Source organism: Blastococcus litoris, assembly GCF_003075095.1.
In the GTDB taxonomy this organism is placed as follows: Bacteria; Actinomycetota; Actinomycetes; order Mycobacteriales; family Geodermatophilaceae; genus Blastococcus_B; species Blastococcus_B litoris.
The window spans coordinates 328,247-350,734 of record NZ_QCZF01000001.1 but is presented as its reverse complement, the minus strand read 5'-3'; the positions used below and the strand labels follow the sequence as shown (position 1 = coordinate 350,734).

Below are 22,488 nucleotides of genomic sequence, written 5' to 3'. Positions count from 1 at the left end.
TCAGTCCTCGGGGTCGGGGTGCCGCGCACCGGCGGCGATCTCGGTCCCGGCCTCCAGCCGGGCGGCCCGGCCGACCAGCGTGATGTCGCCGTCCCCACCGACGACGGCGCCCTCGCCCACGTCGACCCGGTCGTCGAGGACCGCGCGCTCCACCCGGGCGCCGGCCCGCACCCGCACCCCCGGCAGCAGCACCGAGTCCACGACGCTCGCCCCGCGCTCGACCACCACCCCGGGCGACAGCACCGAACCGCGCACGTCGCCCGAGACACGGGTGCCCCCCGACAGGAGGCTGTTCTCGATCCGGCCGTCGTCGAGGACGCGGGCCGCGCTGTGCCGGCCGCCCCGGGTGTGCAGCGGCCAGGCCGGGTCGTCCAGGTCGATGGGCGGCTCGGCGGCGAGGAAGTCGCGGTGCGCCTCCCAGTACGCCGGGACGGTGCCGACGTCGCGCCAGTACCCCTCCAGCGGGTGGGCACGGGCCAGGCCGTCCCGGGTCTGCGCGGGCAGCAGGTGGCTGCCCAGGTCCTCGAGCCCCTCCTCGCCCAGCTCGTCCTCGAGCGCGTCGAGCCGGTCGAGGGTCGCGCCGGGCGTGAAGACGAAGACCTCGTTCGTGGCCGTGGTCGTCGCCGGCTCGCCGGGCTTGTAGGCGTAGCCGGTCACCCGCTCGCCGTCGACCTCCACGATCCCGTACCGCGAGGCGTCGTCGGCCTCGACCTGCGTGGTCACCATCGTCACCTCGGCGCCCGACCCCAGGTGCGCGTCGACCACCTCGCGGTAGTCGAGCTCGTACACCGCGTCGGAGCTGACCACGACCAGCGCGTCCGGGTCGTGCTCCCGGATCAGGTCCGCCTGCCGCCACAGCAGGTTGGCCGTGCCGGTGACCCAGCCGCCCCGCTCGGTCCCCTGGAACGGCGGCAGCACCATCATCCCGCCGGTGGTCCGGTCGAGGTCCCAGGGACGGCCGTTGGCGAGGTGGTCCGACAGCGACGTCGGGTGGTACTGCACCGAGACCCAGACGTCGGCGATGCCCGAGTGCTGGCAGTTGCTGAGCGGGAAGTCGACCAGCCGGTACACGCCGGCGAAGGGGACCGCGGGTTTCGCGCGCTGCTCGGTGAGCAGCTCCAGGCGGCCCCCCGCGCCACCGGCGAGCACGAGCACGAGGATCCGCGGGAGGGCCATGCCCCGCCCCTACCCGGCGTGCCGACACGCACGCACCGGGAATCACGCGGACGCCGCCGCGCTTCGCACTGGTCGTGCCCGTCTCCCGCCGCCTGCCGCGGACCGCCGCCTTCTGGTCGGTCGCCGTCCTGCTGGTGCTCATGCTCGCCGCATCGGGAGTGCCCTCCCCGCTCTACCGCGTCTACCAGGAGCAGTTCGGGTTCAGCTCCGGCGTGCTGACGACGGTCTTCGGCATCTACTCCTTCGCGCTGCTGGCCTCCCTGCTGGTCGTGGGCGGGCTGTCCGACCACGTCGGGCGGCGTCCGGTGCTGGTCGCCGCGTTCCTCCTCGAGGCCGCGTCGATGGCGCTGTTCCTCTTCGCCGACGGCGTCGGCTGGCTGCTGGCCGCCCGCGTCGTCCAGGGCCTGGCCACCGGCGCGCTGACCAGCACGCTCGGCGCCGCGCTGCTCGACCTGCAGCACCGGGAGCGGCCGCTCGGCGCCTTCATCAACAGCGCGTCCCCGGGCCTCGGGCTCTCGATCGGGGCTGCCGGGGCGGGGCTGCTCGTCCAGCTGGTCCCGTCACCCACGGACTGGGTGTTCGGCGTGCTGACCGTCGTCTTCCTGCTGGCCGCCGTCGGCACCGTCGTCCTGCCGGAGAGCTCGCCGCGGCTGCCCGGCGCGGTGACCTCGCTCGTCCCGCGCGTGCACGTGCCCCCGGCGCACCGCCGGGCCTTCGTGGTCGCGCTGCCGCTGCTGGTGGCGTGCTGGTCGGTCGGCGGTCTCTACGCCTCGCTCGGCCCGTCGCTGGTCGCCGACGTCTTCGGCATCGACAACCACCTCGTCGGCGGGCTGCTGATCCTGGCCCTGAACGGCACGGGCATCGTCGGCTCGCTCGCCCTGCGGACGGCCCCTCCCGAGCGGGCGATGCTCGTCGGGGCGCTCGCCTTCACCGCCGGCGTCGTCGGCACCCTCGTCTCGCTCTTCACGACATCGACGCCGCTGCTGTTCGCGACGGCGGTCGTCACCGGCTTCGGCTTCGGGGCCTCGTTCCTCGGCGCGGTCGCCACCATCACCTCCGGCGTGGCCGCCGGCTACCGCGCCGGCCTGCTCGCCAGCATCTTCGTCGTCGGCTACCTGGCGTTCAGCATCCCGAGCATCGTCGCCGGCATCGCCGTCGAGAGCGTCGGGCTGACCCGGACGACGGAGGTCTACGGGGGCGCCGTCGTCGTCCTCGCCCTCGTCGCCGTCGCGGGCCTGGTGCGGGCCCGGAGGACCGCCGGGTCGCTCGCCGCCGCCGGCGAGCGACCCGAGGCACTGGCGCCGGCTCAGCTCCCCGGGTAGGGGCTCGCCTTCAGCGCGCGGGCCAGCGACGCGGCGTTCTCGGCCAGCGTCGCGGTCGTCGACGCCACCGCCTCGGGCGTCTCGTCCAGGTCCTTGTAGTCCCGGCTGCCCATGGCCTCGTCGTTCCAGTAGGTGCCGCCCTGGGCCGGGAGGGTGAAGCCCATGTCGTTGAGGCCCTGCATGAGATCGGCGGTGATCTTGTGCGCGCCGTCCTCGTTGCCGACGACGGCCGTCACGGCCACCTTGCCGGTGATCAGCGGCCGGCCGGTGTCGTCGGTCTCCGACAGTTCGCCGTCGAGGCGCTCGAGCACCCGCTGCGCGACGCTGCTCATGTGCCCGACCCAGGTGGGCGTCGAGACGACGAGGATGTCGGCGGCCATCATCTGCGCCCGGATGGCGGGCCACTCGTCGCCCTCGCCCATGCCCACCTCGACGCCGGGCTTCACGTCGTGGTCGACGACGCGGACCACGTCGCCGGTCACGTCGTACTTCGCCAGTTGCTCGAGGATCTGCCTGGCCATGAGGTCACTGCTGGAGGGCGCCGGCGAGGCCTTGAGGCTGCAGACGAGCGCGAGGGCGCGGAGCGGGGTGGCGGACGCGGTTTCGGTCATGAGCTGTCAGATGCCCCGCAACCGATCGCCCTCACACATCAGCGCCGGACGGCGTCGACGAACCCCGCGACCCGTTCCCGCAGCTCGGCGGCCCGTTCCGCGATCACCTCGTCGGGGTCGCGCTCCTGCAGCCACGGCGGGATCTCGGTGCGGACCCGCTGCGCGCACGCCAGGTCGGCGCAGATGTAGGTGCCCACCGTGTTGCCGTTGCGCCCGGCCGCGCCGGTCCGCTTCGCCGTGAACAGCGAGACGGCGTCGCCGGACTGCGACGTCTGGCAGAGCAGGCACGTCACCGTCCGGCGGACCGACATCTTCGACTCCGCCGCCCGCACCGCGATGCCCAGCGGCCGGGTCCCGTCGCCGTCAGGGGCCTCCACGACCAGGTAGCCCCGCAGCGGGGCCTTGGGGTCCCGCCAGCCCAGCAGCTCGCGTGAGGCCCAGTCCAGGTCCGCGAAGTCCCGGGGCAGCGTCAGGCCCTTGGCCTCGCCCTGCGAGCAGTTGAGGAACGAGCGGCGGATCTGCTGCTCGGTGAGGGCGTGCACGATCGATCTCCTTGCCGTGGGGGGCTTCCCATCCTGCGCCACGGGCTCGCCGTCCTCACCCGATTTTCGTCAGCGCCGCCGGCACCTCGGCGGGCGAGCCGACGACCACGGCGGCCCCGGCTGCGGTCAGCTCGCCGTCCTCGGCCGGTCCCCAGCCGGCCCCGATGCAGGGCAGACCGTGGGCGGCGGCACCGAGCACGTCGTGCGACCGGTCGCCGACGAGCACCGGCGAGCGGGCGCCGGGGTGTGCCGCGAGCGCTGCGGCCACCACCTGGTCCTTGTGCCGGACGGAGCCGTCCAGCGTCGCGCCGTGGACGCTCGCGAACACCGGCAGCAGGCCGGTGTGGTCCAGCACCCGGACGGCGAAGGGCTCGGGCTTGCTCGTGGCGACGGCGAGCGTCGCCCCGGCCTCCCGCAGTGCGTCGAGCAGCTCCGGGACGCCGTCGTGCACGGTGACGTCGAGCAGCGCCCCGGCGGCGTAGTGCCCCCGGTAGGCGGCGACGGCGTGCGGGACGTCGGAGGCCGGCACGCCGAGCACCAGCGCGAACCCGTCCTGCAGCGGCGGGCCGACCATCGCCCGCAGCTGCTCCGGGGTCGGCTCGGGCAGGCCCAGCTCCCGGGCCGCGTGCCGCACGGAGGCCGCGATGCCCGGCGAGGAGTCGACCAGCGTCCCGTCGAGGTCGAAGAGGACCAGCCGGCCGGCGATGCTCACGCCGGCAGGTCGCCGCCCGGGCCGGCTGCCTCCGCGAGCAGCCGCTCGCGGTGCTCCTCCGGCAGGCGGTCGACGTAGACGGTGCCGTCGAGGTGGTCCATCTCGTGCTGCAGGCAGCGGGCGGCCATGCCGGTCGCCTCGATCGACATCGGCTCGCCCTTCACGTCCACCCCGTCGACCCGGGCCCGGAAGGCCCGCGGGAGCTCGGCGTAGGGCCCGGGGACGGAGAGGCAGCCCTCCTCGGTCACCTCCTCGGCCGGTTCGTCACCGACCGGCTCCGGGATCGTCAGGGTCGGGTTCACCACGTAGCCGACGACGTCCTCGCCCTCGGCGTCGGGGCAGTCGATGACGAACACGCGGGCGTCGACGCCGATCTGGTTGGCCGCGAGACCGACGCCGTCGGCCGCCTCCATGCTGGCGAACATGTCGAGCAGCAGGCGGCGCAGCGGCTCGCCGAACTCGGTCACCGGCGCGCACGGCCGGTGCAGGACCGGGTTGCTGCCATAGGTGACGATCGGCCGGGCGACGCCGTCGTAACGGCCGGGCAGGCGCATGGGCACCGATCCTAGGGACGGCCCGTCCGCGACCGGTTGGCACGATGACCCCCGTGACGGTCCCGACGGCCCTCGGCCTGGCCCTGGGCTCGGCCGCGGACCTCCTGCTGGGCGACCCCCGACGCGGTCACCCGGTGGCCGGGTTCGGGACGACGGCGCTGGCCGTGGAACGCCGCACCTACCGCGACTCCCGCCCGGCCGGCGCCGCCCACGTGCTGCTGCTGACCGGCACGACCGCCCTGGCGGGCACGGCGCTGGACAGGCGCACGCTGAGCCGTCCGGTCGCCCGCGCGCTGGTCACGGCGGCAGCGACCTGGGCCGTCCTCGGCGGCACGTCCCTGGGCCGGGCTGCGACGACGATGCAGCGGGCGCTGGACGCCGGCGACCTGCCCGCCGCCCGTGCGGCGCTGCCCGCGCTCGCCGGGCGGGACCCCGACGGGCTCGGCGAGCCCGAGCTCGCACGGGCGACGGTGGAGTCGGTCGCGGAGAACACCTCCGACGCCGCCGTCGCCCCGCTCGTGTGGGGCGCCCTCGGCGGGATCCCGGGGCTGCTGGCGTACCGCGCGGTCAACACCCTCGATGCGATGGTCGGCCACCGCTCGCCCCGGTACCAGCGCTTCGGCTGGGCGGCCGCCCGGCTCGACGACGCCGCCAACTGGCTACCCGCCCGTCTCACCGCCGCGCTGACGGTGGCGTGCGCACCGCTCGTCGGCGGGTCGCCGGGGGGCGCGCTCCGTGCCTGGCTCCGGGACGGAGCCGCCCACCCCAGCCCCAACTCGGGCCGGTGCGAGGCCGCGGCAGCCGGGGCCCTGGGGCTCCGGCTCGGCGGGCGCAACGTCTACGGCAGCCGGATCGAGGTGCGGCCCCCGCTCGGTGACGGCCGGGCACCGCGCGCCGGCGACATCCCGCGGGCGGTGCGGCTGTCCCGGGCGGTGTGGACCGCGGCGGCGATCCTCGCGACGGCCGCCCGGCTGGTGCGACGGGGCTGAGCGCCCTCGAACAGCCCGCGCGCCCGAGGGAGCACGAAGAACCCGGCGGGGTCGACGCGCGGGTGGCTGGCGGGCGGGTCGCCCGGGCCGCGGCCACCCCGGAGGGTGACGACGAGCGTCGTGATCGAGAGACCGACGAGAGCCAGCAGGGACAGGACGAGGAGGGTGGCGGCCGAGGTCATGGCGGAACAGTGGCATGGTCCGGGCTAGACAGGAGCAGTCCACTTCGGCATGGTGGTCGCATGCCACCGGTCGCCGAGCAGTCCACCCCGCGGGAACTGGCAAGCCTGATCGGGCCGGTCGACGGCCTGCCCGGGCCGCGTTACGCAGGTCTGGCCCGCCGCATCCGCGACCTGGTGACCGCCGGGTCCCTGCCGGCCGGGCACCGCCTGCCGGCCGAGCGGGAGCTGGCCGCCGAGCTGGACGTCAGCCGCGTGACGGTCGCCTCCGCCTACCGCGTCCTCCGCGACGAGGGCTTCGCCACCACCCGGCACGGGTCCGGCACGGTCACCGAGCTGCCGGCCGCCGGCTCCCGCTGGCTCCCGCCGAGCAACCGGCCCGGCGTCCTGGACCTGGCGCACGCCGCCCCCGAGGCCGCTCCCGCGCTGGTGGACGCCTACGCGCAGGCGATGGCCGTGCTGCCGTCGCGGCTGGGCGAGCACGGCTACGCCACGGGCGGGCTGCCGGAGCTGCGCACCGCGATCGCCGAGCGGTTCGCAGCGCGCGGGCTCCCGACCGATCCCGACCAGGTCGTGGTGACCGCCGGCGTCGGAGACGCGACCGCCGTCGTCCTGGAGACGCTCCTCCAGCCCGGCGACCGCGTGCTCGTCGAGCACCCGACCTACCCCGGGATCCTCGGGCAGGTGGGGGCCGCGGGCGGTCGGTGCACGCCCGTGGCCGTCGACGCCGCCGACCCCGACGCGTTGATCCGCGCGGCCGACCTGGCCGCGCGGCAGAGCAGCCCCCGGCTGGCCTTCGTGATGCCGGACTTCTCCAACCCGACCGGCGCCCGCCTCTCCGCCGCCGGCCGTCGCCGGCTGGCCGCGACCCTGTGGCAGCACGGGGTCCTCGCCGTCGTCGACGAGGTGTCGGCGGAACTGCACCTCGACGAGGGCCCGCTGCCGCCGTTCGCCGGCAGCCTCCCCGACGCCGCGACGGTGACGGTCGGCGGGCTGTCGAAGGCGGTCTGGGGCGGCCTGCGGATCGGCTGGATCCGCACCGACGCGGCGCTGGCCGCCCAGCTGGGCGAGACCCTGGGCCGGCGACAGCTCTCGGTCGGCCTGCTCGACCAGCTCGCGGCCACGATCCTGCTCGGTCGGCTCGACGAGGTGCTCGAGCAGCGTCGTGCGCAGCTGCGCGAGCGCCGCGGCGTGCTGCTGGCCGAGCTCGCGCGCCTGCTGCCGGAGTGGGAGGCGCCCGTGCCGGCGGGCGGCCTGTCCGTCTGGTGCCGGCTGCCTCCGGGCGGGAGCTCGGCGGCGCTCGCCGCAGGAGCGGCCCAGCACGGTCTGGTCCTGGCCGAGGGCCGCGCCTTCGGCACGGGGCACGCGTTCGACGACCACCTGCGGCTGCCGTTCACCCGTCCGGCCGACGAGCTCCGCCGGGCGGTCGCGCTGCTCGCGCAGGTGCAGGCCGGCCTGCGCACCGGGACGGCGGGCGACGGTTACCCCCAGCCGCGCACCGTCGTTTGACACCTGAGCGCACGCGTCACGGCACCGTCGGTCACGGCACGACGGGACGACCGGCCGGCGACCGGACCAGTTCCGTTGCGGACCACCTTTCGCCCTCTGCGCCCTCCCGCGCGCCGTCGTACCGTCCTCGCAGCGGAGCGACCGGCCCCGGCGTGGGGCCCGGCCCGGAGTCGAACCCACGGCTGTAGCGCCGGGGCGCCCGCGACGAGGGGGAACTGCCATGGCGTCTCCGGCGCTCTCACGCCCGCGTCCGACCACCCGGCCGGCGAGGGCTCCTCGCCAGGACGCCGAGCCGAGGGCCGCCGCGCCCCGAGCGCCCGAGCGGGTGACCGGCCGCTACCGCTACGACCGGACCTCGCAGGCCTGGTGGTGGTCCCCCGAGATGTTCACGATGCACGGCCTGCCCGCGTCCTCGCCTCCTCCGGCCACCGACGAGTACCTGCGCTACCAGCACGCCGAGGACCGCGCACGCATCCTCGAGGCGATCGCCCAGGCCTGCGCCGACGGTCGCGCGTTCGCTCTCGAGACCCGGATCCTGCGGGCCGACGGGCGGCAGCGATCCGTCGTCCTCGTGGGCGAGCCGCAGCTCGGCCCCACCGGCGAGGTCGCCGCCGTCGAGGGCATGTGCGTCGACATCACCGACAGCAGGCCGGCGGGCACCGCCGACCGGACCCGGGCGCTCGAGGCCGAGGTCGAGCAGATGCGCGCCGCCATGGCCAGCCGGGCCGCCATCGAGCAGGCCAAGGGCATCCTCATGCTGCTGACCGGCTGCGGGGACCAGGTCGCCTTCGACCTGCTGGCGCACATCTCCAGCCACACGCACCGCAAGGTCCGCGACGTCGCGGAGGTCATCACGCAGTCCGCGGCGGGCTCGATGCGGTTGCCGGCCGACGTGCGCGCCATCATCCGCGACGCCTGCCCGCCCACCCAGCCGCTGCGCTGATCCGGCCTGGGTCCGGGCCGCGCGCGGGCGTTCGGGACAATGCCGGGGCCACGTGCCGACATCCGTCGACCACGTGCACCCGACGTGCCCGAGGAGGGACAACGCGGCGTGGTCTACCTCATCTCGCGGCTCATCCTGCGACCACTGTTCCTGCTGGTCTTCCGGCCGCACGTGGAGGGCCGCGAGAACGTCCCGGCCACCGGCCCGTTCATCATCGCCAGCAACCACCTGTCCTTCATCGACAGCATGGCCATCCCGCTCATGGCGCCCCGGCGGGTGGGCTACCTGGCCAAGGCCGAGTACTTCCGCGGGCCGGGGATCAGGGGCTGGTTCACCAAGACCTGGTTCTCCGCGCTGGGCGCGCTCCCGGTCGAACGGCAGACCCACCGCGCCGCGCAGGAGGCCCTCGACACCGCGATGACGGTGCTGCGCGCCGGCGGCGGCTTCGGCATCTACCCGGAGGGCACGCGGTCCCGCGACGGGAGGCTGGCCCGCGGGAAGACCGGCGTCGCCTGGTTGGCGCTCACCGCCGACTGCCCGGTCGTGCCGGTGGGCATCCGGGGGACCGACCGCATCCAGCCGGTGGGCGCCAGCTGGCCCCGCCCGCACCGGTTCTCCGTCGCCTTCGGGAAGCCGCTGACCTTCCCCGAGCACCGCGGTCAGGCCGGCAGCAACCGCGCCCGGCGCCAGGTGACCGACACGATCATGGAGTCGATCGCCGAGCTGTCCGGGCAGGAGAAGGCCGGCTGGTGAGCGTCAGCCGGTGAGCGCATCCCGGATGTCGTCCGGCCAGGGGATCGCCCGCCCGCCGTCGGTGGCCACGTAGGTGTTGCGGACGACGCAGCACTCGCGCTCGCCGACGCGGATCGTGTAGCGGACCGTGACGCTGGTCCGGCCCACCCGCTCGGTCTCCGCGTCGACGGCCACCGTGTCACCCCAGCGGGCCGACGACGTCCACTCCAGCGTGCTCGCCTTCACCACCGGGTTCACCCGCGCGGCGACGACGTCCCAGGGCAGGCCGTGGGACGCCCACCAGTGGTTGGACGCCTCGTCGGCCCAGGTCAGGTAGTGGGCGTTGAAGACGACGCCCTGCTGGTCGCACTCCACGAACCGGACCGGCGAGCTCCACACCTCTGGCACGGGGCGCCACGCTAGCGGGGACACCCGTTACCGTCTGTCCGTGGACACCGTCGAGGACGTGCTGGCCGGCTACCGCGCCCCCGGCGGGCTGGTGCTGGACAAGGTCATCGACCACCTCGACCGGCACTGCCGCGAGTTCATCGCCCACTCCCCCTTCGCCACGCTGGCCACCGCGGACGCCGAGGGCTGGCCGGACATCTCCCCGCGCGGCGGCGACCCCGGGTTCGTGCACGTGCTGGACGAGCACCGCCTGCTCCTGCCCGACCGCCCCGGCAACAACCGCGTCGACAGCCTGCGCAACGTCGCGACGAACCCCCGCGCCGCGCTGATGTTCCTCGTCCCCGGCATCGAGCAGACGCTGCGCGTCTACGGGACGACGACGCTGCTGCGGCCGGAGGACCTCGACGTCGACCTCACCGAGTTCGGCCGCGCACCCCTGTCGGTCCTGCAGGTGACGGTGCACAAGGCCTACTTCCAGTGCCCGAAGTCGGTGATGCGGTCGGGTCTGTGGGACCCGTCGCGGCAGGTCGACAAGACCGCGCTCACCCCGTTCGGCCGGGTGCTCAAGGACCACTGCGCGCTCGAGACGGACCTGCCCGACGACGCGACCATCCGCGCCGACCTCGCCCAGGAGCTCTGAGAACGGACCGTTCGTCGCTGGGTGCCCCTAGGTTCCGGGCATGTCCTTCGACGTCCAGATCGTGATCGACAGCTCCGCACCGCACGACCTCGCCGACTGGTGGGCGGAGGTGCTGGGCTGGCAGGTCGAAGCGCAGGACGAGTCCTTCATCCGCCGCATGGTCGAGACGGGGGCCGCGGCCGAGTCCGACACGACCGAGCACGAGGGTGCGCTGGTGTGGAAGGTGGGTGCGGCGATCGGCTCCCCCGACGCCGGCCGCCCACGGCTGCTGTTCCAGGCGGTGCCCGAGCCGAAGACGGTGAAGAACCGGCTGCACCTCGACGTCCGCGTCGGCGCGGACCGCCGCGAGGCGGAGGTCGCGCGGCTGCTGGGACTCGGCGCCACAGAGCTCTGGCGCGGGTCGCAGGGGCCCTTCGAGTGGGTCACCATGGCCGACCCGGAGGGCAACGAGTTCTGCGTGACCTGAGGGTTCGGCCCGCCTCAGCCGGCGCGGAGGTCCCGGAGCAGCTTCCGGTCGGCGACAGCCCGCTCGGCCAGGACGCGGGAGCGCCGACGACGCCGGGGCCGCCCGCTGCCGAAGTACCGCGCGTCCTCCACGAGCTGGAAGGCGGCCAGCACGCTGGCCTGCACCTCACGGGCTCGCGGGACGGCCGGTCGGACCGGTTCGAACGTCGTCACTGGGGACCCCCGTCTCCCGGGACGTCCCGCCGCGTCCGCCCCGTGGGGCCATGGTGCCCCGCTATCGGCAGGCGCAACCCTCTCCGTGACCAATTGGTGCCGATGTGTCACAAGTGACAGTCGAGCACCCGTACGGTGCTCCCATGGCACGCCCTCTCGCGCTCCTCGGCCGGGTCGCCGGGCTGCTCCGCCGGACCGGCACCGCGGCCGCGCCGCGCCGGCGACCGGCCCGTCCTGAGGCCCCCGCGGGCCCGGACGTCGAGTACCGCCCCCGCGCCGACGGCCGTCCCGATCCCGGCGAGATCGTGTGGGCCTGGGTGCCCTACGACGAGGGGGACGGTCGGGGGAAGGACCGGCCGGTCCTCGTCGTCGGCCGGCGGGGCGACGTCCTGCTCGGCCTGATGCTCACCAGCAAGGACCACGACCGGGACGCCGCGGACGAGGCCCGGCACGGCCGGGTCTGGACCGACATCGGCACCGGCTCGTGGGATGCCCGCAACCGGCCCAGCGAGGTGCGCCTGGACCGCCTGCTCGAGCTGGACCCCGCGGCGGTGCGCCGCGAGGGCGCCGCCCTGGACCGGGCGCGCTTCGACCGCGTGGTCGCCGCGGCGCGCCGGGTCCAGGGCTGGTGACCGGCTAGAACGGGACCTGCTGGGCCAGCAGCCCCTCGCCCCTGCCCCGCCCGGACAGGACGCGGCAGAACTCGACGGCGTCCAGCTCGAGCTCGTCGCCGTCCGTGCCGGCCGACCAGCTGCCACCGGCCGGCCCGGTGAGCCGCAGGCGGTACGGACGGCCGTGCCGCGCGGCCCACTCGGCGACGACGTCGGCCACCACCACGCCGTCGTGGCCGGGGGTCAGGTGCAGGTCGCGACCCGTCGCCCGGGCGACGTCGGTCCGGTGCATCCACGTGTCGCGGGTGAGCACCACGTCGACGAGGAAGCCGAACCGCCAGCGCTCGCGCTGCCCGCCGACCTCCTGCGTCTCGGGGAGGACCGCGCGGCCCAGGACGGTCGCGAACCGGCGCCGTCCCCGCACCGCCCGCGGGCCGATCGAGTCCAGCTGCGCCACGACCTGCTCGGCCGAGAGCCCGGAGGTCCGCCGGACCTGGACGGCGGTGAGCGCGTCGATACCGCCACCGGCGCGCGCGGACGCGACGTTCTGGCCGGCGAGCCCCCGCACGGACGCCACCATCTGCGCCATGCCGAGCACGTGGCCGGCCATCGCGCGGACGTCCCAGGCGGGGCAGTCGGTCGGCCGCGACCAGTCCTCCGCGTCGAGCTCGCGGAGCAGGTCGGTGAACCGGCGGTACTCCTCCGCGGCCAGGCGCATCGCCGGCGCGCGGTCCAGCACGGCGGCTCGGGCAGGAGGACGGGCGGTCGTGGTAGCGGTCATCGGCGTGCCTCTCGGGGGGATGTCATCGGCGTCCCGCCGTGGTGGGCCAGCCACATGGCGACCACGGTGGGCAGGGTCGAGGTGTAGGTGCCGGTCTCGAACGGCTCCCCCGGCGCGTTGGCCAGCTGCTGGGAGATCACGCCGCTGATCACGGCGGTCTGGGTGCGGTGGGCGAGGTCGAGGTCGGTGCACGCGGCCAGGAGCCCGGCGTCGCGCAGGTCGGCGAGGAACGCGCGGCTCCGGCGCTCGAGCTCGAGGGCGGGCGCGTAGGCGCGGGGCGAGGGCGCGAAGCCGGGGACGGGCCGCCAGAACATCAGCGGCGCGTACGCGGGGTGCTCCACGGCCCAGCGCACGAACGCGGTCTCCACCGTCAGCAGCGCTTCGGCCGGCGGGCGTCCGACGGTCCCCTCGTGGCTGCGGGTCACGACGCCCAGCAGCTCGCGCCAGCCCCGCTCGAACAGGGCGTCGTAGAGCGCGTGCTTGCCGTCGAAGTACCCGTAGAGCGACGGCGGCCGGATCCCCATCCGCCGGGCCACCTCGCCCAGCGTGAGCCCGGCGACCCCCTGGTCGGCCATGACCTCGACGGCGACGTCGAGCACCTGCTCGATGGTCTCCTGCCGCCGCCGCTGCCGGCGGTCGGCGGGCACCGTCCCGGTCATGCCGGAAGTGTCCTAACACCGTTAGGACGTCAACAGGGTCGTAGGACCCCGCTGGTCACTCGGCCGCGGCGGACTCGTCCCGGGCCGGTCTCCGGGACGGCGGCCGGAGGTTGTAGACGCCCACGCCCTCGCTGAGCGGCTCCAGGTCGTACCGGTGCACCACCTTGGGCCCGCCGTGCAGGTGGACGTGCGTGACCGTCGGCAGCGGGTCGCCGTGCCGGGCCGCGCGGATCTCCACCCGCCCGTCGAGGGGACCGCCGACGAAGAGGAGCACGGCGTCGTCGTCGCTCGTGCCCGTGCCGGTCGAAGCGTCCTCGGTCAGTTCCGCCTCCAGCGTCTGGTGCGCCGCGCCGCCGGTCGGCGCCGTGCCCGGCCAGCAAGCGTAGGCCCGGAGGGCGCTCCCGGTCAGCTCCCCGCGGATCTGCGCAGCCATCGGGCGACCAGCGGGGCGCTGAGGAGCATGACGAACAGCCGCAGCACCTGGACGGCGAGGACGAAGGTCACGTCGGCGCCGATGTCGCTGGCGGTGGCGAGGACGGCGTAGAGACCACCGGGCGTCGTGGCGAGGTAGCCGTCGAGCGCGCTGACCCCGGTGACGGCCGCGAGCACCCCGCCGAGCCCGGCAGAGGCCACGACCAGCCCGAGGATCACGGCGAGCGCGAGCGGCAGCGCGCGGCCGATGGTGCGCAGGCTGCTGCGGGTGAAGCTCACGCCGACCTGCAGGCCGATCACGAGGAAGGCTGCGGCCTGGACCGGGCCGGGCACCTCCGCGCCGCGTCCCAGCCCTGACAGGTCGACGGCGGCGGCCGCCACCATCGGCCCCAGCAGCGCCGCCACCGGCACCCGCGCCAGCCGCCCCGCGACCAGGCCGGCCACGCCGCACCCGACCGTGAACAGGAGCCCGCCCGCCCAACCCGACCCGTCCTCGGCCGGTCCGGTGGTCCCGCTGCCCGACGCCCCGTAGACGACGGTGGCGACCACGGGCATCAGGACGACGATCAGCAGCACCCGCAGGTACTGCAGGACGGCGACCATGCGGTCGTCGGCGCCCAGGTCGCGGGCCATGGCGATGATCCCGGACGCGCCGCCGGCGATCATCGAGAACGCCCCGGTCACCGGCGTGATGCCCGGCTGCAGGCGCAGGAGCAGGCCGGCGCCGAGGCTCAGCGCGAGCGTCCCCACGGTCACCAGGAGGACCGGCAGCCAGTTGGCGGCCACAGCGCGGAGCGTCCCGAGGTCGACCAGCGACCCCATCGCCACCCCGATGACCGCCTGGCCGGCAGTGGTGGCCGGACCGGGGACGGCGACCGCGCCGCGGACGGCCAGCGCCCGGACCAGGCCGGCCAGCAGCCCGCCGAACAGCGCCGGGGAGGGCACGCCCAGCGCCGCGAAGGCGAGGCTCGCGACCACGGCGGCGGCGACGACCGCGGCCAGCGGGAGCAGCTCGCGACCCCGGTTGCCCACGGGGTCACTCTGCCCGGTCAGGCCCCGGTGATCCGCCGCAGCTCGGCGACGTGGGCGTCGAACGCCGCCCGACCGGCCGCCGTCAGGGCGAGGTCGGTGCGCACGCGGGACGCGCGGGTGGACTTGCCGACCGACACGTAGCCGGCCTCCTCCAGCTGCTTCACGTGCTTGGAGAGCACGGAGTCGCTGACGCCCACCTGTTCGCGCACGACGGCGAACCCCATCGTCTCCACGTGGGCGAGCAGCCCGCAGATCTGCAGCCGGGGCGGCGGGTGGATGACCGCGTCGAAGCGGGGCGAGACAGCGGTCACCGGACCGCCCGCAGCCCTGCGGCGTAGACCCGGCTCACCCAGCGCGAGCTCACGGCGACGCAGACACCGAGCACGGCTCCGACGACGACCATCGCGCCGCGCAGGTCGAGCAGGTACTCCGCGGCGGCACCCCCCAGCATGGCGACGCCGTAGCCCCATCCCCACCAGCGCAGCGCCCGACGGACGCGCTCCTGCACCGGCCCGACCTTCGTGGCGTCCCACCAGACACCGGTGATCCGCCGGTAGGCCGCGACCAGTCCCAGGAAGGCGGCGAAGAAGAGCACCAGCGCGGCGGCGATGACCCGGACGTCGTGGAAGGCGTAGCTGCTGACGAAGCCGAAGAAGGACAGACCGAGGGTCACGTCCCACCACCAGGGCTGGATCACGCGGTCGGCCAGCGCCGCCCGGTCCGCGTCCAGTGCGGCGAGCTCCGCCGCGGCCGCCGCCCGGTCCATGGCACCGCCGTGACTTTCCATACTGGAAAGCATGGCGGTCGCTTTCCGGATCGTCAAGCGGCCCGTCACCGGCGCGCAACACGCGCCTGCCAGGGTCCTTGCGGGACCTCCCCCGCGGCACCCGACCCCGGCGCTGGGATCCTGTCCCCACGACCCACGCCCGAGGAGACGAGCTGAGCACCGACCCGCACCCGTTCGCCGGCACCCTGCTGGGCGAGACCATCGATGCCGTCGTCCCCCGCGACGAGGCGGCCGAGCGCGCCGCCCGGGAGCGGCTGGACCGGATGACCAAGCCGCCGGGCTCCCTGGGCGTGCTCGAGGACGTCGCCGTCCAGCTGGCCGGGATCGCCGGCACCTGCCCCGCACCGCTGCCGGTCCCGGCGGTGGTCGCGGTCTTCGCCGGCGACCACGGGGTGCACGCGCAGGGGGTCACGCCGTGGCCGCAGGAGGTGACCGCCCAGATGGTGGCGAACTTCCTGGCCGGCGGGGCCGTGGTCAACGCCTTCGCCGCCGAGCTCGGCGCCGAGGTCGTCGTCGTGGACGTCGGGGTCGCGGCGACGCTGGACCCGGCCGAGAACCTGCTCGACCGGAAGGTGCGGGCCGGCACCGCCGACCTCGCCGAGGGGCCCGCGATGACGCTCGACGAGGCGCGCCGCGCGGTCGAGGCGGGCATCGAGGTCGCCACCCGCCTGGCCACCGCCTCCCCCTGCCTGGTCACCGGCGACATGGGCATCGCGAACACCACCGCCTCCGCGGCGCTGGTCTGCGCGTTCACCGGTGCGGACGCGGTCGCCGCGACCGGCCGCGGGACCGGGGTCGACGACCCCACGCTGGCCCGCAAGGTGGCCGTCGTGGCACGTGCGGTCGAGCGGGTGCCCGCGCGGCCGACCACACCCGCCGAGGCGCTGGCCGCGCTGGCCGAGGTCGGCGGGCTGGAGCACGCGGCGCTGGCCGGTTTCGTGCTCGGCGCAGCGGCGGCCCGCGTCCCGGTCCTGCTCGACGGGGCCATCGCCGGCTCCGCCGCGCTGGCCGCGGCCGCGCTGTGCCCCACCGCGATCGAGTACGCGGTGGCCGGTCACGCGTCCGTCGAGCCGGGGCACGCGATCGCGCTCGAGTCCCTCGGCCTGCGCCCCCTGCTCGGGCTGGACCTGCGGCTGGGCGAGGGCACCGGCGCGCTGCTGGCCCTGCCGCTGGTGGCGAGCGCCGCCCGGGCGCTGCGCGACGTGGCCACCTTCGACTCCGCGGGCGTCACGGAGAAGTGAGCGCGACGCCGGTGGACCCGGGCAGCGGGGTCGTCTACCCCGTCGGCCTGCGGCTGCTCGACCGCCGCGTGGTCGTGGTCGGCGGCGGCCAGGTGGCCCACCGCCGCGTCGCCGGTCTGCTCGCCGCGCGCGCCCGCGTCACCCTGGTCTCCCCCGAGGTGACGCCGGCGTTGGAGGCGCTGGTCGAGCCGGGCTCGCTCACCTGGGTGCGCCGCCGCTACGAGCCGGGCGACCTCGACGGCGCCTGGTACGCCGTCGCGGCCACCGACGACCCGGCCGTGAACGCCGCGGTGGCCGCGGAGGCCGAGCGCGCCCGCATCTTCTGCGCCCGCGCCGACGACCGCGCCGCGTCCAGCGTCTGGACCCCGGCCGTGGGACGGCACGGCGAGCTGGTCGTCGGCGTCCACGGCGGCGGCGACCCCCAGCGCGCGATCGGCGTCCGGGACGCCGTCGTCGCCGGCCTCACCGACGGGAGCATCGCCGACCGCGCCGCGCGCACACCGGAGGCGGCGCGCGGCGGCAGCGTCGTCCTGGTGGGCGGGGGGCCCGGCGACCCGGGGCTGATCACCGTGCGCGGGAGGCAGGCGGTCGCGCAGGCCGACGTCGTCGTCGCCGACCACCTCGCCCCGCTCACGCTGCTCGAGTCGCTGCCCGCCTCGGTCGAGGTGATCGACGCCTCGAAGCTGCCCCGCGGCCGCTCGATGGCGCAGGAGCAGATCAACGCCCTCCTCGTGGAGCACGCGCTCGCCGGCAAGCGGGTGGTCCGGCTCAAGGGCGGTGACCCGTTCGTGTTCGGCCGCGGCATGGAGGAGCTCGAGGCCTGCGTGGCCGCCGGCGTCCCGGTCGAGGTCGTCCCGGGCGTCACCAGCGCGATCTCCGTACCGGCCCTCGCCGGCATCCCGGTCACCCACCGCGGCCTCACCCACGAGTTCGTCGTCGTGTCCGGGCACCTGCCTCCCGGCCACCCCCAGTCGCTGGTCGACTGGCCGGCGATCGCCCGGCTGCGCGGCACCGTCGTCGTCCTCATGGGCGTGGACACCGCGCCCGCCATCGCGGCCGCCCTCGTCGAGCACGGCCGCGCGCCGGACACGCCCGTGGGCGTCGTCGCCGACGGCTCGACCCCGACGCAGCGCGTCGTCCGCACCACGCTGGCCGGGCTGCCCCGGACCGTCGCCGAGGCAGGCATCCGCCCGCCCGCCGTCTGGGTGGTCGGCGCGGTCGTCGCGCTGAACGCTCCGCACGACGCGCCACCGCAGGACGACGCCGACCTGGACTGACCAGTCAGCGCCCGGCGTCCTCCGCGAGCGTGTGCGCCACCAGGGCGTTGGCGTGCCCGTGGCCCAGCCCGTGCTCGGTCTTCAACCAGCCGACGAGCTCCATGTGCTTCGTCAGCGGCGACGAGCGGATGAGCTGCTGCCACTCCGGGATCGGCCGCCCGTACCTCTTCTCGATAGCCGGGAAGTAGCTGGCCGGGCCCGGGACCTTCTCGCTCATGCGCCCAGCCTGCCGCATGCACGGCGCCGTGAGCACTTGTACGGCAGATGTAGCACTCCTACTATCTGCCTCACCCATCCGGGAACGCGCTCCAGGGACGGTGTCGCCAGATGAGCTCGCAGTTCGAACCGGTGGTCCGGGTCTCCGGGCTGCAGATGACCTACGGCACGCACGACGTCCTCACCGGCGTCGACTTCGAGGTGCACCAGGGCGAGGTGGTGTGCCTGCTCGGCCCCAACGGCGCCGGCAAGACGACCACCATCGAGATCCTCGAGGGGTTCCGGATGCGCTCCGGCGGTGACGTCCAGGTCCTGGGCCAGGACCCGGCGGTCGCCGGCGACGCCTGGCGGGCGCGGGTCGGGGTGGTCCTCCAGTCGTGGCGCGACCACGCCCGCTGGACCCCGCGGCGCCTGCTCGACCAGCTCGGCGGCTACTTCGCCCCCTACTCGACCCCCGAGCACCCGCGGCCCTACGAGCTGGACTGGCTGCTGGACGTCGTCGGCCTGACCGAGAACGCCGACCGGAAGATCGGCACCCTCTCCGGCGGGCAGCGGCGGCGGCTGGACGTCGCGATGGGCATCATCGGCCGGCCCGAGCTGCTGTTCCTCGACGAGCCGACCGCCGGGTTCGACCCCCAGGCCCGCCGCGACTTCCACGACCTGGTGCACCGGCTGTCGGACCTGGAGGGCACGACCATCCTGCTGACCACCCACGACCTGGCCGAGGCCGAGCGGCTGGCCGACCGGATCCTCATCCTCGCGGCGGGCCGGATCGTCGCCGACGGCAGCGCCGAGGCGCTCACCCGTCAGGTGGCCGGCACCTCCGAGGTGCGCTGGACCCGGGACGGCGAGCGGTTCGTGCACGCGACCGAGGACCCGACCCCCTTCGTCCGCCTGCTGTTCGAGCAGCACGGCGAGGAGATCGCCGACCTCGAGGTCCGCCGGGCCAGCCTCGAGGACACCTACATCGCCATGGTGCAGCGGTTCGAGTCCGGCGACCGCTCCGCCCCGGTCCTCGCGGAGGTCTCCCGGTGAACCCCACCCGCCACGCCATCGCCCTCGGCCTGCGCCGCGGCTGGACCGAGTTCGCGCTGAGCCTGCGCAGCACCCAGGACCAGGGGTTCTACCTGTTCATGGCCGGGGTCACCCTCGTCGTGCTGTGGTTCAACCGCGACAACGAGGTGGGCGACACCGGGCTGCTGTACCCGGCGTTCGCGCTGCCCAGCATCCTCGGCGCCCTGCTCGCGTTCGGGGTGGTGATCGGTCCGGCCTACGCCCTGGCGATGGAGCGGGAGGACGGCACGCTGCTGCGGCACAAGGCGATGCCGCACGGCATGCAGGGGTACGTCACGGGGCAGCTGCTGTTCCACTCCCTGGGACTGCTGCCCCTGCTGCTGGTCATCCTCGTCCCGAGCTTCTTCCTCTTCGACGACGTGATGAGCAACGGCCTCGCCGGGTGGCTCACCGTCGCGTGGGTCGCCGTCCTCGGGCTGCTCGCCACCCTGCCGCTCGGGATGATCCTGGGCTCGGTCGTCCCCAGCGTCCAGAAGGTCGGCACCTGGGGGATGCTGCCCGTCATCGTGCTGACGACCATCTCCGGCATCTTCGTCCCGATCCAGGCGATGTGGCACTGGGTCCAGGTCGTCGCGCAGGTGTTCCCGACCTACTGGATCGGGCTCGGCATGCGCTCGGCCTTCCTCCCGGACAGCGCGGCCGCCTTCGAGCTCGACGACTCCTGGCGCACCGGCATGACCGTGCTGGTGCTGGGCGCCTGGGCGGCGTTCGGTCTGCTCGTGACGCCGCGGGTGCTGCGCCGGATGGCGCGACGCCAGTCCGGCTCCCAGGTGCTGGAGGCCAAGGAGGCGGCCCTGCAGTGGGTCAGGTGAACGGCGACGCCGTCCACAACCGGATCGCGCTGCTCCGCGCGGAGCAGGGCGTGACGAGGCGGCAGCTGGCCGACGCCCTCGGCGTCCACTACCAGACCGTCGGCTACCTGGAGCGCGGCGAGTACAGCCCGAGCCTGCACCTGGCGCTGCGGATCGCGGAGTTCTTCGGCCTCCCCGTGGAGACGATCTTCTCCACCGAGCCCTTCCCGCGGATCAGCGACCTGCGTCCGCCGGCGGGCGACGAACCCCGCACCGCCTGAGGCGTCGGTGGGCTCGCGGGTGGCGCGGTTCCTGCGCTCGCAGGCGGGGCTGGCCCGTGCGCTGTGGTGGTGGGTCCGCGGGCGCACGGCCGTGGGGCCGGATGACGTACCGCTGCCGTACAACGGGCTCGACGGCGCGGTGATCGGGACGATCACCGTGGTCGGAGTGCTCGAGACCGTGGTCGTGCACGTGCTGGTCACCTGGGCACCGCTGCGCTGGCCGCTCCTGGTGCTCAGCCTCTACGGGGTGCTGGGGCTGCTGGCCTTCGACCGCACGATGCGCCAGCACCCGCACCTGCTGCGGTCCGGTGCGCTGCTGCTGCGGTCCGGCCCCTTCCGGACGGTGCGCATCCCCCTGGAGGACCTCGTCGCGGTGCGCCGGCAGGTGCGCAGCGACCACCGGACGACCCTCGAGCTCGGCGACGGCGCCCTGGCCCTCTCCTTCATGGGCGCCACGGGCGTCGAGCTGCGCTTCTCCCCTGCCGCGACCGTCGAGGTCGACGGGAGGGCCCACGAGGTCGATCGGGTGTCGTTCGCCGCGCGGGACCCCGACGCCACGGTCCGCCTGCTGCGCGAGCGCACGGCGAGCGCTGACCGCTAGATGTTGGCGCCGTCCGCCGGCGGACCCTCGGGCAGCGGGGCGGCGAACCCCGAGCCGGACGACGACGGCGCGTCCATGCCGACGGTGTACGCCGTCATCGACAACGAGCCGTACGAGTAGCCGTCGACCAGGACCTCCGCGGTCGTCCCGGTCGCCCCCGCGACGCCGGCGACGTAGAGCAGCGGCAGGAAGTGGTCGGGGGTGGGGACGGCGAGGTCGAAGTCGCGGTGCCCGTCGAGCCGGCCGACCTCGGTGGGGTCGGTCAGCATCACCTGCTTGGCCTGCTGGTCGAAGCGCTGGGCCCAGTCGAATCCCGAGTCCGGCAGCGCCCGGCTCACGCCGCCCAGGTTGTGCACCACGTTGCCGCTGCCGATGACGAGCACGCCGTCCTCGCGCAGCGGTGCGAGGGCCGCCCCCAGCTGCAGGTGGTAGTCGAAGGACTTGAGCGCGTTGATCGACAGCTGGACGACGGGGATGTCGGCGTCCGGGAAGGCGTGCATCAGCACCGACCAGGCGCCGTGGTCGATCCCCCAGCTGTCCACGTCGGCCCCGACCCACGTCGGGTGGACGACGTCGGCGATCTCCTCGTAGAGCTCGGGCAACCCCGGCGGCCGGTAGTCGACGTCGAAGAGCTCGCGCGGGAAGCCGAAGAAGTCGTGGATCGTGCGCGGACGCGGCATGGCCGTCACCGCCGTCGCCTGGACGTACCAGTGCGCGGAGACGACGAGGATCGCGCGCGGGCGCGGGACCGCCTGGCCGAACGCGCGCCAGGCCTCGGTGTACCGGTTCTTCTCGAGCGCGTTCATCGGGTTGCCATGGCCGAAGAACGCAGCAGGCATCACGGGCATCCGGCTCTCCCCCTGTCGTCCTGACGACGGTCCTGCAGCGATCATCGCCCCGCCGACGGCGGAGTGCGACCGTTCCGGATCTCGTCGCTCCACCGGCCGCGGGCGAGCCGTTCCAGCAGCTGCCGGCGCTCCTCCGGTGCGCGGTTCGGGCACGAGAGACAGGTGGGCATGCCGGGCACCCGGTCGAGCAGGCAGCACGACGCCCGCCGGACGAACCGGCGCCCGGCGACGTCCTCGTAGCGCGGTGGCGGCAGCGGCGGACCCACGCCGGCGGCGAGCGGCGCCGCGAGACCGGTGGCGCGGCCGACGTCCCCCAGCGCCTGACCGAGTGCCAGCAGCCGGTTGGCCAGCGAGTCGGTCGCGATCGCCCACAGCGGCCGCTCGCGCGCCGACCCGGCCTCGGCCACCGCCGCCACGACGGCCGCCAGGGAGGCGCGCAGGTCCGTGGCGAGATCCCCTCCCCGCGCGGAGGAGACGGCGGCGACCGGCCGGCCGGCCGAGAAGGCGACGGAGAGGTCGTCGAGGCGCGCCGACAGCGGCGACCCGACGACGAGACCGGCCAACGACGGCGTCACCAGCACCGACGACACCGAGTACCACCAGAGCGTGGCCGCCACCCGCGGGTCGCTGGGGCCGCGCAGCTGCCGCGCCGTCCAGCCGGGATCGGCCAGCGCGGTGCCCGGGACGACCACCGCCGACGCCGGGGCGACGAGCCCGAGGGCCGCGGCGCCGGGCAACTGCGCGGTCACCGCGTCCTGGAGCCGCTCCGCCACGGGGTCAGTCTGACCGGCCGCCGCACGGAACCAGCCGTCCGCCGTCCCGGGGCAGACGGCCGGGACCACGGGCCATACGGTGTGGTGGG

30 protein-coding genes are annotated in these 22,488 nt (G+C 75.1%); 14 read left to right on the top strand and 16 right to left on the bottom strand.

Annotation, left to right across the window (positions count from 1 at the left end):
• Positions 1 to 1,176: a glucose-1-phosphate adenylyltransferase family protein gene (locus DCS98_RS01750; protein ID WP_116449611.1), complete on the bottom strand. Its 1,176-nt coding sequence runs from the start codon at positions 1,174 to 1,176 to the stop codon at positions 1 to 3.
• A 74-nt stretch (positions 1,177 to 1,250) separates the two neighbouring features.
• Here DCS98_RS01750 and DCS98_RS01745 point away from each other — a divergent pair, with 74 nt between their 5' ends.
• Positions 1,251 to 2,498 (top strand): MFS transporter, encoded by a 1,248-nt coding sequence (locus DCS98_RS01745; protein WP_116449610.1) that lies wholly within the window; start codon positions 1,251 to 1,253, stop codon positions 2,496 to 2,498.
• Here DCS98_RS01745 and DCS98_RS01740 read toward each other — a convergent pair.
• From DCS98_RS01740 to def, 4 genes are read right to left on the bottom strand one after another with little or no spacing between them, the layout of a single operon-like run.
• Positions 2,483 to 3,109 (bottom strand): flavodoxin family protein, encoded by a 627-nt coding sequence (locus DCS98_RS01740; RefSeq protein ID WP_116449609.1) that lies wholly within the window; start codon positions 3,107 to 3,109, stop codon positions 2,483 to 2,485. The two genes, DCS98_RS01745 and DCS98_RS01740, sit on opposite strands and share 16 nt — an antisense overlap.
• A gap of 38 nt (positions 3,110 to 3,147) precedes the next feature.
• Positions 3,148 to 3,651, bottom strand: coding sequence for an FBP domain-containing protein (locus DCS98_RS01735; protein ID WP_116449608.1), 504 nt, complete (start codon positions 3,649 to 3,651; stop codon positions 3,148 to 3,150).
• A gap of 55 nt (positions 3,652 to 3,706) precedes the next feature.
• Entirely contained in the window at positions 3,707 to 4,363 is a 657-nt protein-coding gene (locus DCS98_RS01730) for an HAD hydrolase-like protein (RefSeq protein ID WP_206340054.1), read from the bottom strand.
• Positions 4,360 to 4,917 (bottom strand): peptide deformylase, encoded by a 558-nt coding sequence (gene def / locus DCS98_RS01725; RefSeq protein WP_116449607.1) that lies wholly within the window; start codon positions 4,915 to 4,917, stop codon positions 4,360 to 4,362. The genes DCS98_RS01730 and def overlap by 4 nt, the downstream gene beginning before the upstream one ends.
• A gap of 53 nt (positions 4,918 to 4,970) precedes the next feature.
• Here def and DCS98_RS01720 point away from each other — a divergent pair, with 53 nt between their 5' ends.
• From DCS98_RS01720 to DCS98_RS01705, 4 genes are all read left to right on the top strand, one after another.
• Positions 4,971 to 5,906, top strand: coding sequence for a cobalamin biosynthesis protein (locus DCS98_RS01720; protein WP_241037026.1), 936 nt, complete (start codon positions 4,971 to 4,973; stop codon positions 5,904 to 5,906).
• A 242-nt stretch (positions 5,907 to 6,148) separates the two neighbouring features.
• Complete coding sequence (yczR, locus tag DCS98_RS01715; protein WP_116449605.1) at positions 6,149 to 7,594, top strand: MocR-like transcription factor YczR; 1,446 nt, start codon at positions 6,149 to 6,151, stop codon at positions 7,592 to 7,594.
• 325 nt (positions 7,595 to 7,919) lie between these two features.
• Entirely contained in the window at positions 7,920 to 8,537 is a 618-nt protein-coding gene (locus tag DCS98_RS01710; protein ID WP_164704328.1) for a PAS and ANTAR domain-containing protein, read from the top strand.
• An 84-nt stretch (positions 8,538 to 8,621) separates the two neighbouring features.
• Positions 8,622 to 9,290 carry a lysophospholipid acyltransferase family protein gene (locus DCS98_RS01705; protein WP_241037023.1) on the top strand — a complete coding sequence of 223 codons (669 nt, stop codon included), beginning with the start codon at positions 8,622 to 8,624 and terminating at the stop codon, positions 9,288 to 9,290.
• Positions 9,291 to 9,293: 3 nt separating this feature from the next.
• Here the strand turns inward: DCS98_RS01705 and DCS98_RS01700 are convergent, their stop codons facing one another.
• A complete protein-coding gene (locus DCS98_RS01700; protein WP_116449602.1) occupies positions 9,294 to 9,677 on the bottom strand; it encodes an acyl-CoA thioesterase in 384 nt (127 codons plus the stop codon).
• Between the two features lie 40 nt (positions 9,678 to 9,717).
• Here DCS98_RS01700 and DCS98_RS01695 point away from each other — a divergent pair, with 40 nt between their 5' ends.
• Positions 9,718 to 10,317, top strand: coding sequence for an MSMEG_1061 family FMN-dependent PPOX-type flavoprotein (locus DCS98_RS01695; RefSeq protein ID WP_116449601.1), 600 nt, complete (start codon positions 9,718 to 9,720; stop codon positions 10,315 to 10,317).
• A 40-nt stretch (positions 10,318 to 10,357) separates the two neighbouring features.
• Positions 10,358 to 10,783 (top strand): VOC family protein, encoded by a 426-nt coding sequence (locus tag DCS98_RS01690; RefSeq protein WP_116449600.1) that lies wholly within the window; start codon positions 10,358 to 10,360, stop codon positions 10,781 to 10,783.
• Positions 10,784 to 10,797: 14 nt separating this feature from the next.
• Here DCS98_RS01690 and DCS98_RS01685 read toward each other — a convergent pair whose 3' ends face one another.
• Positions 10,798 to 10,935 carry a hypothetical protein gene (locus tag DCS98_RS01685; protein WP_164704327.1) on the bottom strand — a complete coding sequence of 46 codons (138 nt, stop codon included), beginning with the start codon at positions 10,933 to 10,935 and terminating at the stop codon, positions 10,798 to 10,800.
• A 203-nt stretch (positions 10,936 to 11,138) separates the two neighbouring features.
• Here DCS98_RS01685 and DCS98_RS01680 point away from each other — a divergent pair, with 203 nt between their 5' ends.
• Entirely contained in the window at positions 11,139 to 11,627 is a 489-nt protein-coding gene (locus DCS98_RS01680; RefSeq protein WP_116449598.1) for a type II toxin-antitoxin system PemK/MazF family toxin, read from the top strand.
• Positions 11,628 to 11,631: 4 nt separating this feature from the next.
• On the opposite strand, the gene DCS98_RS01675 is transcribed toward DCS98_RS01680, so the two are convergent.
• Genes DCS98_RS01675 through DCS98_RS23245 form a run of 6 tightly spaced genes read right to left on the bottom strand, consistent with a single transcriptional unit; the run spans position 11,632 to position 15,297 of the window.
• Complete coding sequence (locus DCS98_RS01675) at positions 11,632 to 12,387, bottom strand: maleylpyruvate isomerase family mycothiol-dependent enzyme (RefSeq protein ID WP_206340053.1); 756 nt, start codon at positions 12,385 to 12,387, stop codon at positions 11,632 to 11,634.
• Positions 12,384 to 13,046 carry a TetR/AcrR family transcriptional regulator gene (locus DCS98_RS01670; protein WP_116449597.1) on the bottom strand — a complete coding sequence of 221 codons (663 nt, stop codon included), beginning with the start codon at positions 13,044 to 13,046 and terminating at the stop codon, positions 12,384 to 12,386. Before DCS98_RS01670 ends, DCS98_RS01675 begins: the two co-directional genes overlap by 4 nt.
• 55 nt (positions 13,047 to 13,101) lie before the next feature.
• Positions 13,102 to 13,479 carry a hypothetical protein gene (locus DCS98_RS23485; protein ID WP_241037021.1) on the bottom strand — a complete coding sequence of 126 codons (378 nt, stop codon included), beginning with the start codon at positions 13,477 to 13,479 and terminating at the stop codon, positions 13,102 to 13,104.
• Positions 13,452 to 14,510, bottom strand: coding sequence for an AbrB family transcriptional regulator (locus DCS98_RS01660; RefSeq protein WP_116449596.1), 1,059 nt, complete (start codon positions 14,508 to 14,510; stop codon positions 13,452 to 13,454). The genes DCS98_RS23485 and DCS98_RS01660 overlap by 28 nt, the downstream gene beginning before the upstream one ends.
• A gap of 17 nt (positions 14,511 to 14,527) precedes the next feature.
• Positions 14,528 to 14,821, bottom strand: coding sequence for a transcriptional regulator (locus DCS98_RS23250; protein ID WP_206340052.1), 294 nt, complete (start codon positions 14,819 to 14,821; stop codon positions 14,528 to 14,530).
• Positions 14,818 to 15,297 (bottom strand): hypothetical protein, encoded by a 480-nt coding sequence (locus tag DCS98_RS23245; RefSeq protein ID WP_206340051.1) that lies wholly within the window; start codon positions 15,295 to 15,297, stop codon positions 14,818 to 14,820. The genes DCS98_RS23250 and DCS98_RS23245 overlap by 4 nt, the downstream gene beginning before the upstream one ends.
• Positions 15,298 to 15,374: 77 nt before the next feature.
• Here DCS98_RS23245 and cobT point away from each other — a divergent pair, with 77 nt between their 5' ends.
• Positions 15,375 to 16,538, top strand: a complete 1,164-nt coding sequence (gene cobT, locus DCS98_RS01650; protein WP_241037019.1) for a nicotinate-nucleotide--dimethylbenzimidazole phosphoribosyltransferase — start codon at positions 15,375 to 15,377, stop codon at positions 16,536 to 16,538.
• Positions 16,535 to 17,815, top strand: coding sequence for a uroporphyrinogen-III C-methyltransferase (gene cobA / locus DCS98_RS01645; RefSeq protein WP_116449594.1), 1,281 nt, complete (start codon positions 16,535 to 16,537; stop codon positions 17,813 to 17,815). Before cobT ends, cobA begins: the two co-directional genes overlap by 4 nt.
• Before the next feature lie 4 nt (positions 17,816 to 17,819).
• Here the strand turns inward: cobA and DCS98_RS01640 are convergent, their stop codons facing one another.
• The gene (locus DCS98_RS01640; RefSeq protein WP_116450111.1) at positions 17,820 to 18,032 is read right to left on the bottom strand and encodes a DUF4287 domain-containing protein; all 213 of its coding nucleotides are present in this window, start codon (positions 18,030 to 18,032) and stop codon (positions 17,820 to 17,822) included.
• A 110-nt stretch (positions 18,033 to 18,142) separates the two neighbouring features.
• Between DCS98_RS01640 and DCS98_RS01635 the strand changes: the two genes are divergently transcribed.
• From DCS98_RS01635 to DCS98_RS01620, 4 genes are read left to right on the top strand one after another with little or no spacing between them, the layout of a single operon-like run.
• Entirely contained in the window at positions 18,143 to 19,066 is a 924-nt protein-coding gene (locus tag DCS98_RS01635; RefSeq protein ID WP_164704326.1) for an ABC transporter ATP-binding protein, read from the top strand.
• The gene (locus tag DCS98_RS01630) at positions 19,063 to 19,917 is read left to right on the top strand and encodes an ABC transporter permease (RefSeq protein ID WP_116449593.1); all 855 of its coding nucleotides are present in this window, start codon (positions 19,063 to 19,065) and stop codon (positions 19,915 to 19,917) included. Before DCS98_RS01635 ends, DCS98_RS01630 begins: the two co-directional genes overlap by 4 nt.
• Positions 19,905 to 20,177, top strand: coding sequence for a helix-turn-helix transcriptional regulator (locus DCS98_RS01625; RefSeq protein ID WP_116449592.1), 273 nt, complete (start codon positions 19,905 to 19,907; stop codon positions 20,175 to 20,177). Before DCS98_RS01630 ends, DCS98_RS01625 begins: the two co-directional genes overlap by 13 nt.
• A 7-nt stretch (positions 20,178 to 20,184) precedes the next feature.
• Positions 20,185 to 20,778 carry a hypothetical protein gene (locus tag DCS98_RS01620; RefSeq protein WP_116449591.1) on the top strand — a complete coding sequence of 198 codons (594 nt, stop codon included), beginning with the start codon at positions 20,185 to 20,187 and terminating at the stop codon, positions 20,776 to 20,778.
• Here DCS98_RS01620 and ygiD read toward each other — a convergent pair.
• Positions 20,775 to 21,626: a 4,5-DOPA-extradiol-dioxygenase gene (gene ygiD / locus DCS98_RS01615; RefSeq protein WP_206340050.1), complete on the bottom strand. Its 852-nt coding sequence runs from the start codon at positions 21,624 to 21,626 to the stop codon at positions 20,775 to 20,777. The two genes, DCS98_RS01620 and ygiD, sit on opposite strands and share 4 nt — an antisense overlap.
• A gap of 41 nt (positions 21,627 to 21,667) precedes the next feature.
• Positions 21,668 to 22,399 (bottom strand): (2Fe-2S)-binding protein, encoded by a 732-nt coding sequence (locus DCS98_RS01610; protein WP_116450108.1) that lies wholly within the window; start codon positions 22,397 to 22,399, stop codon positions 21,668 to 21,670.
• Positions 22,400 to 22,488 lie beyond the last annotated feature (89 nt).